Origin of the sequence: Dyella sp., from assembly GCF_035277725.1 — a bacterium.
GTDB lineage: Bacteria > Pseudomonadota > Gammaproteobacteria > Xanthomonadales > Rhodanobacteraceae > Dyella_B.
Genome location: NZ_DATEJY010000182.1, coordinates 1 through 8,733, shown reverse-complemented (window position 1 = coordinate 8,733; position 8,733 = coordinate 1). Strand labels below are relative to the sequence as shown.

The following is an 8,733-nucleotide window of genomic DNA, read 5'->3' as shown; positions in this document are numbered from 1 at the left end:
GGCTGCCAGGTCGAAGACAAAGTCGACGAGTCCGAGTACGGCAAGTTCGGCTGGGTGATCGATCCCGAAGGCAACAAGGTGGAGCTTTGGCAGCCGCCTGAAGGCAAATAAGGGCAGCAGCGCGCATGCGTTACAGCGGTTGCCCCAGGCGCGCTTCAAGCAACGGGCGAAACGTGCGGCTGACGTGCACGCGGTGGCCGCCGCGCAGGATGAGGTCGAACTCGCCGTGCGTGGCCGGTTCCAGATGCAGGATGCTGTCGACGTTGACGACCGTGGAGCGATGCACGCGAATAAAGCGGCGCGGATCGAGCCGCCCCACCAGCTCGCCGAGCGCCGCACGATGGATGATGCGCTCCGCGCCCACGTGCAAGGCTACGTAAACGCCGGCACTCTCGATGCAGTCGATCGATTCGACGCGAATCAGCTCGGTCTTCTCGCGCTCCCGAATAACGATGCGATCAAGAAACGGTTTTTCCAGGCGGCGGTTGTCGAGCAGCTTGAGCACGCTTTCACCGAATTCGCGCACGTGCTTGTCGTCCAGGCGTGCCTTGGCGCGGGCGAAGGCGGCTTGCATGCGCTCATCGCCAAACGGTTTGAGCACGTAATCGATGGCGGCCGATTCGAACGCGCGCACGGCATGCTGGTCGAAGGCGGTCACGAAGATCGTGACGGGCATGCGCTCGATGCCGATCGTATCGATGACGCCCAGGCCGTCGAGCCCGGGCATTTGAACGTCCAGAAAGACGATGTCCGGCTGCTTTCGCAGGACCGCTTCGACGGCATCGAGTCCATTCTCGGCCTCCACGACCTCGGCGACGTCGGCATCGTTGTCCATCAGCTCGCGCAGACGCTGGCGCGCCGGCTGCTCGTCATCGACGATGAGAATCCGGTAGGCGCCTCTCTCACTCATGGCCATAGGCCTCTGCCGTGCTCGCAGGTATCGAGACGCGAACAGATGTGCCGCCCCCTTCGCGAGGGTCGATCTGGAGATCGGCTTCATGCACGCCATGCAAAACGGCAATGCGTTCACGCGTAACGCCGAGGCCTAAACCCGCGCGATTGTTCCAGCCTTCGCCAAGTCCGACGCCATTGTCTTCGACGGTGATACGCAACACGGATTGTTCAATCGTTGCACGCACCCAAACGGTGCCGCCTCCCGGTCGCGGTGACAGACCGTGACGCACCGCGTTCTCGACCAGTGGCTGCAGGATAAGACTCGGCACCATCACGTCGCGCGCCGCGGCAGATACGTCGATGATCACATGCAAGCTATCGCCGAAGCGCGTCTTCTGGATGGCCAGGTAATGGCCGAGAAATTCCAGTTCTTCGCCCAGGCGTACTTGTTGCCGGCGGCCGGATTCCAGCGAAAGCCGCAGCAGGTCGCCCAATTGCTCGATCATGTCGCGCGCGAGCTTGGGCTGCTGCGTGATCAGGGACGAGATGGTATTCAAGGCGTTGAAAAGAAAATGCGGATCCAGCTGCATGCGCAGCACATTCAAGCGTGCCTCGGAAAAATTGCGCTCCAGCCGTTCCAGCCTCAGTTGCGAGGCCAGATACTGCTGGCTGTATTGCACGGCTTGCCAACCGCCGACGACGAGCAGGTACACCAGCAAGCTCCATAGAAACTCGCCCTTCAGGGCTTCGTGCAAAGGGCCGAGTCCGGCCGCATCTGGCCAGGCCTTCACGCCCATCAGCACCTGCAGTACCGCAGTGAGATAGCTGTGAACGAAAGTGACCGGAATGCCGATGACGATATGCACGGTGAGCCGCGTGCCCAGGTTATTCGCCGCGATGGGCAGGCGCCGGTCCATCGCGATAATCAGCGGCACAAGCAAACCCCACGCCCACCACTGCGCCAACGAGGTGCGCAAGGTGAACCACCACACCGCGGCGGAGGTAAAACGTGGCATCGCAAAAACGATACCCACGGCTGTCCACGCCAGCAGCGATAGGAGCACCCAGCGCTGGCTGGCGTTGTTCACGCGCGAATGGGGGTTCTCAATAGGGCGCAGCATCGTTCTCATCATCTCGCCGAACGCACCCGTCATCCTACTCGGTCGCATCCAGCCTGGTGCCGGCGAGTGATTCAGGCCGCGCCGGGATTCGACGAGTAGGTGATGGCAACGATACGCCAGCCATCGGCCGTCTTGATCAGCTGCCAGGTTTCATCGCCGCGATTTTCCACGTTGCCATCGACGACAAAATCGAAATGGAAATAGACCGACGCCACCGTGCCGTCGCTCCTGATCTGCATGTCCGTATGGCGTGGATCCAGGGTTGATTTGGTGTTTGCTACGAACTTGGCGAAGTCCTGGTATCTCATGATGCGGACCTTCTGCTTGGCGGGATCTTTCGCCTTCGCCGCGGCGAACGCCTGGTCGGACAGGGCGGTGACCAACAGGCCGCGTTGATCGAGAAACAGGGCCGAGACGGCCTGGCCATCGTGCGCCGCGAGTGCGTGGTGATAAGCATTCATGACGTGCTGGATGCCGGCGACATCTTGTGCGGCCGGCGCATCTGGTTGATCCACGGCGGTGGCGCTGCCTGCAAAGACCAGGAGGGTGGCTGCAAGGAGAATGCGTGTTTTCATGGATGCCTCATGGGGTGGGGTGAACCTGGAAACACGACGAAAATAGTTACTCCATGCGTGCGGCAGGGCGCGAATGTTACGAACCGGTTGGAATGCGCACCCAAACGGAAAGTGGCCATGTAGGCGGGGGTGGCCATCCCGGCATCCTCAAACCCAAAGCAGCTGGGATTGCCATCCCAGCCTACAAAATCCGAGGCGGTGGCCTGGGTAAAGCGTTGCTGGATATTGATCGCGAGCGTTATCGGAACACGTAGGCTGGGATGAAATCCCAGCTCTTTTATGGCTGCATAGGCTGGGATTTCATCCCAGCCTACGGACGGCTTCTTTTCACCATCGTCACACCGCTTCTATGCATTTTCTCCGCCTCCGGGGCGGCAACATGCTCACGAATTGACGTCCTTGCCACGGCAACGAGGTTAATACGGTTGCCACTGCGACGGTCTTCGATGCAAGACGGAGTGAAATGTTGGTGAGTAACAGCTAGACGAGGGCGACCCCACATGACGATCGGCTGCCCCGAATGCGGCGCGCTCGAAGATATCCCGCCGCTTACCGCACGGTCTCTCGTACGTTGCCGTGTTTGCCACTATCCATTGGAGCGCCGTAGCGGACGCAGTATCAACGCGGCACTGGCTTGCTCTTTGACCACCTTTATCCTGCTTTTTCCCGCCAACCTGGCGTCGCTGATGACGGTGGATTTGCTGGGCGGCGAACGCTCATCGGTGCTTGCGTCGGGCATTGTGGCGATATGGCAGGGCGGCTGGGTGATTCTTGCGGCACTGCTAGGACTGTTCGGCATCGTCTTGCCCTTCGTGCGTTTCGGCACGCTCGCATTAGTGCTGGGCACGGTACGGTTCGGATGGCATTTCAAGCACGCCGGAACGCTCTTTCGCTGGGTGCTTTGGCTGGATATCTGGGCCATGCCGGATGTGTATCTGGTCGGTTGTTTCGTCGGCTATTCGCGCGTGACGCAGAATTTGACCGGCCTGATCGGCGCCGGCGGGTATTGCTTCATTGCGGCGGCGTTGATGTCGATGCTGACGCGTGCATCACTCGATCGGCGCACCGTCTGGCGCACCATCATGCCGGATCAGAAACTGGTGGGAGACGAACCCGTGATCTCCTGCACGTCGTGCGACCTGATTGCGCCGGCGTCGTGCGAAGGAGAATCCTGCCCCCGTTGCGGATGGACGCTACGCACGCGCAAGCCCGATGCCGTGGTTCGGGCCATGGCCTTATCGCTCGCCGCGCTGGTGCTGACGTTACCCGCCAACCTGTTTCCGATGACGTTCTCGATACAACTCGGCGAGGTGGTGCCGCAACGCATTGTCGATGGCGTATCCGAATTGTTTCAGGCCGGATTGTGGCCGCTCGGTATTCTGATCGTCTGTACCAGCATCGTCATACCGGTGGCAAAAATCGCCGGCATGGGTTGGTTTATCGTTTCGGTGAAGCGCCAATCGCGAAAGCATTTGCGCTTGAAAGCGCATCTGTTCCGCTTGATCGACGAACTGGGGCGATGGTCGAACGTCGACGTCTTTACCATCGCCGCCTTCGTGCCGTTGATCCGCTTCGGTAGCCTTGCTTCGGCGAGAACGGCGATCGGTGCGCCGGCGTTCGCGCTGGTGGTGTTCTTTACCATGGCCGCGTCGCGTGCGTTCGATCCGCGCCTGATGTGGGATGCGCAGCGCAGGAGACGGTCGTGAACAGCACGCGTCCGCGTCGCACGCAGGCCGAGGCTCGACGCAGCTGGTGGCCAGGCTGGATCTGGGCGGTGCCGGTGGCTGCGCTGGGCGTGGCCATCTGGCTGGGCATTCGCGCGCTGGTCCATGGCGGCGAAACCGTCACCGTGACCTTCGACAATGCCTATGGCATGCAGCCGCGCGATACCAAGGTGATGATGCTGGGCGTGAAGGTGGGCGAAGTCTCGGATGTTGCGCTCGCCAAAGATGGCAAGCACATCGAAGCAACACTCAAGATCGACAGCGACGAAAAAAAATACTTGCGTAGCGGCACGAAGTTTTTCCTGCGCGGCGGACAGGTTGATCTCAGCGATCCGGCATCGCTCAAGGCGATGGTGTCCGGCCCGGAGATCGACATGGAACCTGGGCCCGGCAAGCCCATCGATCATTTCAGCGGCGGCGATCGTAAACCGGCGCTGCCGCCCGATCACGGCCCGATGGTGATGTACGGCGTGCGTTTCGATGGTGCGGTGGGCGGGCTCAAGGATGGCGCCGCAGTGGAGTTGCGTGGTTTTCGCGTCGGCACCGTCACCCGCGTGCACCTCGATTACGATGCAAGCACGGGTACGCTCCATACGCCGGTGCAAATCGCCATCGATCCCTCGTCGCTCGATATCAAGGGCGCATCCCCGCCCAACGGCGATTGGCGGCCGCTTGTCGATGACATGTTGAAGCGTCTTGTCGCGCAAGGATTGCGTGCGCGTCTTGCCCAGGATCCACCGCTGGTGGGGCCGAGCAAGGTGAGTCTCGATTTCGCGACCGGTGCAACGAATGCGGCGCTTGCCAACGACAACGGTGAGACGATCATTCCCAGCATGCCGTCTTCGAACATCGACGCGATGACGTCCAGGGCCGACCACATCATCAAGAAAATCGACGATCTTCCGATCAAGCAGATCGGCGAGCAGATCCAGGGCATTGCTACACGCATCAACGGGCTGACCGCATCCGCATCGCCGCAGGTCCAGGACAGCCTCAAGCATATCGATCGTTCCGTGGCGCAGATCGATCGCACCTTGCAGAAAGTATCGCCTCAAATCGGCCCGCTCGTCGCGCAACTGCGCCAAACCGCGAGCGAAGCCGACCAAGCCGTCGCCGCCGCCAACCGCACGCTCGGCAGCGATGCGACCAGCCAGAACGGTTTGCCGGAAGCCATGCGTGAACTCACCGATGCCGCGCGCTCGATTCGTGCGCTGGCTGATTATCTCGATCGCCATCCGGAAGCGCTGATTCGCGGCAAGCAGAAGGAAAAGCCATGATGCGCATTGCTCGCAAAACGAAAACCATATCGAGTGCAGCCATCGTGGGCTTCCTGCTCGCCAGCATCACTGGATGCGCGCATAGCCCACCCACACGCTACGTCACGCTGAGCGCCGAACCGGCGTCCTCACCGCGTATGACGACGCTGCAGCCCATTCAACTCACTGCCGTGCATATTCCCGCCGAGCTCGATCGGCCTGAAGTGGTCACGCAGGATTCGGCCAACCAGCTGACGGTTCACGACAATGACCGCTGGGGCGCACCGCTCGCGCCAATGATGCGCCGCACGCTGGCCCAGGATCTCTTGGCACGCTTGCCCGCCAACACGTTCATCCTGCCGGATGCCCCCGCGCCACCCGGCACGCGCACGCTGGTGGTGACGGTATTGAATAGCGAGGCGGACGCAAACGGGACCTTGACGCTGCAAGTATCCTGGGCGCTGCTGTCCGGGCACCCTTCGCATGCGACGCAAACGCAGCAGCTCACGCTCACGGCCAACATGATGAGTGGCGACGCGGCAGCACAGGCGGCCGCATTGAGCCAGCTGCTTGGACAGCTGGCGGATCGAATAGCGGCGTCCATCGTTCCACGATAAGACTTGTAACCCCGCGGTCGTCATTCCCGCGAAAGCGCCTCCGCTTGCGCGGGAATGACGACCATACATAGTTGGGTTGAGCGCCACGCGACCCAAGCGTCGCGTAATACATGCATCCAGCGCCCAGCGCACGTGCAAGTCGCGCACCAGGCCTTGAGCAAAGGGCGGCACCCAGCTGAAGCCCCGCACACCGGATGTACGCAGGGTGGGAGTAGCAAGCTTGGCGAGATTTCGCGCTACAGGCTTGTGGCCGGGCAGGGCGTGCTGCTCGATGGCATGGCGTGGAATTCGATCGACAGGCCAAGGTCGTCTTGCGTGGGCGCAAGCACGGATTCGCCAGACAAGCCGCGATACGTGGCCAGCTTGCGCTCATAGCCGCGCTCGACCCAACGCTGCGCACGCTCCAGGTCATTCACCGCAAAACTCACGCCCAGAATGCGCGGGCCACCACTCGCCATGACCTGCTGCGCCAAACCCGCGCCGTCGGGCTGAAGCGTCAGCAGCGCCGTCGGGCCGACCGGCACGCAGAATCCCTTCGCGCCGACTGCCGGCAGCTTCACCGGCACTGCGTGGCCGAAGCCCATTTTCTCCAGCTGCTGGCGATCGGCCTCGGCATCGCCCGACACCAGCCAGATCGACGTGAGTTCGCGCACGCCGTTGGGATGCTCGCGCGTCACGCGGTGGTCGTCGGCATTGCTGGGGTCGAATTGATCAGGTGCGTAATCGGCGGCGTAGTCGATAAAGAACGTGTTGCTCGACAACGGCGCGTGGTCGAACGCGAACAAGCGCCAACCCGGCTTGCTGCTGTCGGGGCCGGAGAAGAACGGCGTCACGGCGTAGTGCAGCACTTGCAGCGAGCGATGGATGTCATCGAGCGACGACGTGCGAAAACCGAAGCTGCGTGAACCCGGCCCGCCTTTCAGCGCCTGCTGATCTTCTTTCATGCCCGGATCGAACGTGGGATTTGGGCGGGTGGTGCCCAGAAGCTCGATAAAGCTGCTGTCGGAGAAGCGGATATAACGGTTGGCCACGCCGCCGGGATCGCGCCCGGGGCGTACCTGAAAGCCCAGCTTGACTGCCATGACCGAGGTGACCTGGTCGATGCTGCGTCCCCATAGCAGGATGTGGTCGAGGCGTGTGGTTGTCGATGGCGCGGGTGTGGAGGTCGAAGCCTGCGCGGCACCGAGACAGAAAAGCCATGCTGAAACGAACAGGATCAGGCGCATGCGAATCCTTGTGTGGAAGGAATCTTCCTCCGTCATTCCGGCGCACGCCGGAATCCAGTCAAAAATGACGTGCGAAGCACACGACATAAAGGTTTTGTGTGCTTCGCACGACGCGCTTAACTGGATTCCGGCTTTCGCCGGAATGACGGGGGATGGTTCTCGGGTGGTTGAAGCATTGCTTTTATGGACGGTTCCGCCCGCAGCTGCAAGGACAATTTCCGGACAAAAACAGCCAACGCGAACCCCAGCATTCGCGGTACGTGCACCCCATGTTGGGGCTGGCGTCACCCAGCCTACGATTAAACACTCACGCTTCGCCGCAACGACTGTGGTGACGTACCAAACGCACGGATAAAGGCACGCCGCATGCGGCTCGCATCGCCGAAGCCCGTCGATGCCGCAATGTGATCCAGGTGCACATGGCTGGTTTCCACCGCGAGGCGCGCAGCTTCCAGCCGCAATCCTTCCACCACCTTCGCCGGTGTCGCACCGATCTCCGCCGTGAAGGCGCGGGCAAAGTGTCGTGGACTCATCGCCGCGCGTTCGGCCAAGCGCTCGATCGTCATCGGTTCGGCAAGGCGCGCCCGCATCCAGTTGATCAATTCGGCGAATCGCCCGGTCTTGCCGCCTTGCTCGACCAGCACCGAATACTGCGACTGCCCGCCATGCCGCCGCTGATGCACGACCAGCTGCTGCGCCGTGCGGCGTGCAATGCCGGGACCCAGGTCGTCCTCGACCAGTGCCAAGGCCAGATCGATCCCCGCGGAAATGCCTGCCGAGGTCCACACGTTGCCATCCCGCACGAACATCCGATCGGCATCCAGCCGCACGCCCGGATAACGCAGCCGGAAACGCTCCGCCACCGCCCAATGCGTGGTCGCGCGCCGGCCATCAAGCAGCCCGGCTTCGGCAAGGAAGAACGCACCGGAGCAAACGCCAGCCGCGCGGCGCCATGCATCGTCGCCGAGCCAGGTCACGACATCGGCCTGGCTTTCCTCGATCTGCGCCAGATTGCCGCCCGACACGATCACCGTGTCGAACCGCTTCGGTTCGATCGGCGCGGCGGCCAGGCACACGCCGGACGAACTGCGCACAATGCCGCCGCCCGGCGCCAATACGTGGATTGCGTAGCTGTCCGGCCGAAAACGCTCCGCCATTTCGAACACGGCCACCGGGCCAGCGGCATCCAGCAGTTGAAACCCTGGAAAAACGATGATGGCTATCTCGCGTCGCATGGTGGCAGCCGCATGACTTAGGTCTCGTGGCGGGAAAGTCGCGTAACTGCAAGGAGGCGTCAAGCTGATGCTCGCCATGATGTGC

The 8,733-nt window shown here is 62.0% G+C and carries 8 protein-coding genes; 3 read left to right on the top strand and 5 right to left on the bottom strand.

The genetic code is table 11. From position 1 onward, the window contains the following. Window positions 1–130: 130 nt before the first annotated feature. From VJR68_RS15840 to VJR68_RS15830, 3 genes are all read right to left on the bottom strand, one after another. Complete coding sequence (locus VJR68_RS15840) at window positions 131–910, bottom strand: LytTR family DNA-binding domain-containing protein (protein ID WP_324149259.1); 780 nt, start codon at window positions 908–910, stop codon at window positions 131–133. Continuing rightward, window positions 903–2,015, bottom strand: a complete 1,113-nt coding sequence (locus VJR68_RS15835) for a sensor histidine kinase (RefSeq protein WP_324149258.1) — start codon at window positions 2,013–2,015, stop codon at window positions 903–905. The genes VJR68_RS15840 and VJR68_RS15835 overlap by 8 nt, the downstream gene beginning before the upstream one ends. Window positions 2,016–2,086: 71 nt before the next feature. Further along, on the bottom strand, window positions 2,087–2,590 hold the full coding sequence (locus tag VJR68_RS15830) for a nuclear transport factor 2 family protein (RefSeq protein ID WP_324149257.1): 504 nt from the start codon (window positions 2,588–2,590) through the stop codon (window positions 2,087–2,089). Window positions 2,591–3,090: 500 nt separating this feature from the next. Here VJR68_RS15830 and VJR68_RS15825 point away from each other — a divergent pair, with 500 nt between their 5' ends. From VJR68_RS15825 to VJR68_RS15815, 3 genes are read left to right on the top strand one after another with little or no spacing between them, the layout of a single operon-like run. Beyond that, complete coding sequence (locus VJR68_RS15825) at window positions 3,091–4,296, top strand: paraquat-inducible protein A (protein ID WP_324149256.1); 1,206 nt, start codon at window positions 3,091–3,093, stop codon at window positions 4,294–4,296. Continuing rightward, window positions 4,293–5,591: an MlaD family protein gene (locus tag VJR68_RS15820; protein WP_324149254.1), complete on the top strand. Its 1,299-nt coding sequence runs from the start codon at window positions 4,293–4,295 to the stop codon at window positions 5,589–5,591. Before VJR68_RS15825 ends, VJR68_RS15820 begins: the two co-directional genes overlap by 4 nt. Further along, window positions 5,588–6,187: a PqiC family protein gene (locus tag VJR68_RS15815; RefSeq protein ID WP_324149252.1), complete on the top strand. Its 600-nt coding sequence runs from the start codon at window positions 5,588–5,590 to the stop codon at window positions 6,185–6,187. Before VJR68_RS15820 ends, VJR68_RS15815 begins: the two co-directional genes overlap by 4 nt. A gap of 236 nt (window positions 6,188–6,423) precedes the next feature. Here the strand turns inward: VJR68_RS15815 and VJR68_RS15810 are convergent, their stop codons facing one another. Together VJR68_RS15810 and VJR68_RS15805 are read right to left on the bottom strand one after the other, a co-directional pair. Next, window positions 6,424–7,413 (bottom strand): VOC family protein, encoded by a 990-nt coding sequence (locus tag VJR68_RS15810; protein ID WP_324149250.1) that lies wholly within the window; start codon window positions 7,411–7,413, stop codon window positions 6,424–6,426. Between the two features lie 299 nt (window positions 7,414–7,712). Continuing rightward, window positions 7,713–8,733 (bottom strand): GlxA family transcriptional regulator (locus VJR68_RS15805; protein ID WP_324149248.1); only part of this gene is annotated, 1,021 nt, incomplete at its 5' end.

What these genes read in the sequence shown, in the direction of transcription:
- VJR68_RS15835 (WP_324149258.1), bottom strand. Translation starts at nt 2,015, where the DNA reads ATGCTGCGCCCTATTGAGAACCCCCATTCGCGCGTGAACAACGCCAGC.
- VJR68_RS15830 (WP_324149257.1), bottom strand. Translation starts at nt 2,590, where the DNA reads ATGAAAACACGCATTCTCCTTGCAGCCACCCTCCTGGTCTTTGCAGGC.
- VJR68_RS15815 (WP_324149252.1), top strand. Translation starts at nt 5,588, where the DNA reads ATGATGCGCATTGCTCGCAAAACGAAAACCATATCGAGTGCAGCCATC.
- VJR68_RS15810 (WP_324149250.1), bottom strand. Translation starts at nt 7,413, where the DNA reads ATGCGCCTGATCCTGTTCGTTTCAGCATGGCTTTTCTGTCTCGGTGCC.
- VJR68_RS15825 (WP_324149256.1), top strand. Translation starts at nt 3,091, where the DNA reads ATGACGATCGGCTGCCCCGAATGCGGCGCGCTCGAAGATATCCCGCCG.
- VJR68_RS15840 (WP_324149259.1), bottom strand. Translation starts at nt 910, where the DNA reads ATGAGTGAGAGAGGCGCCTACCGGATTCTCATCGTCGATGACGAGCAG.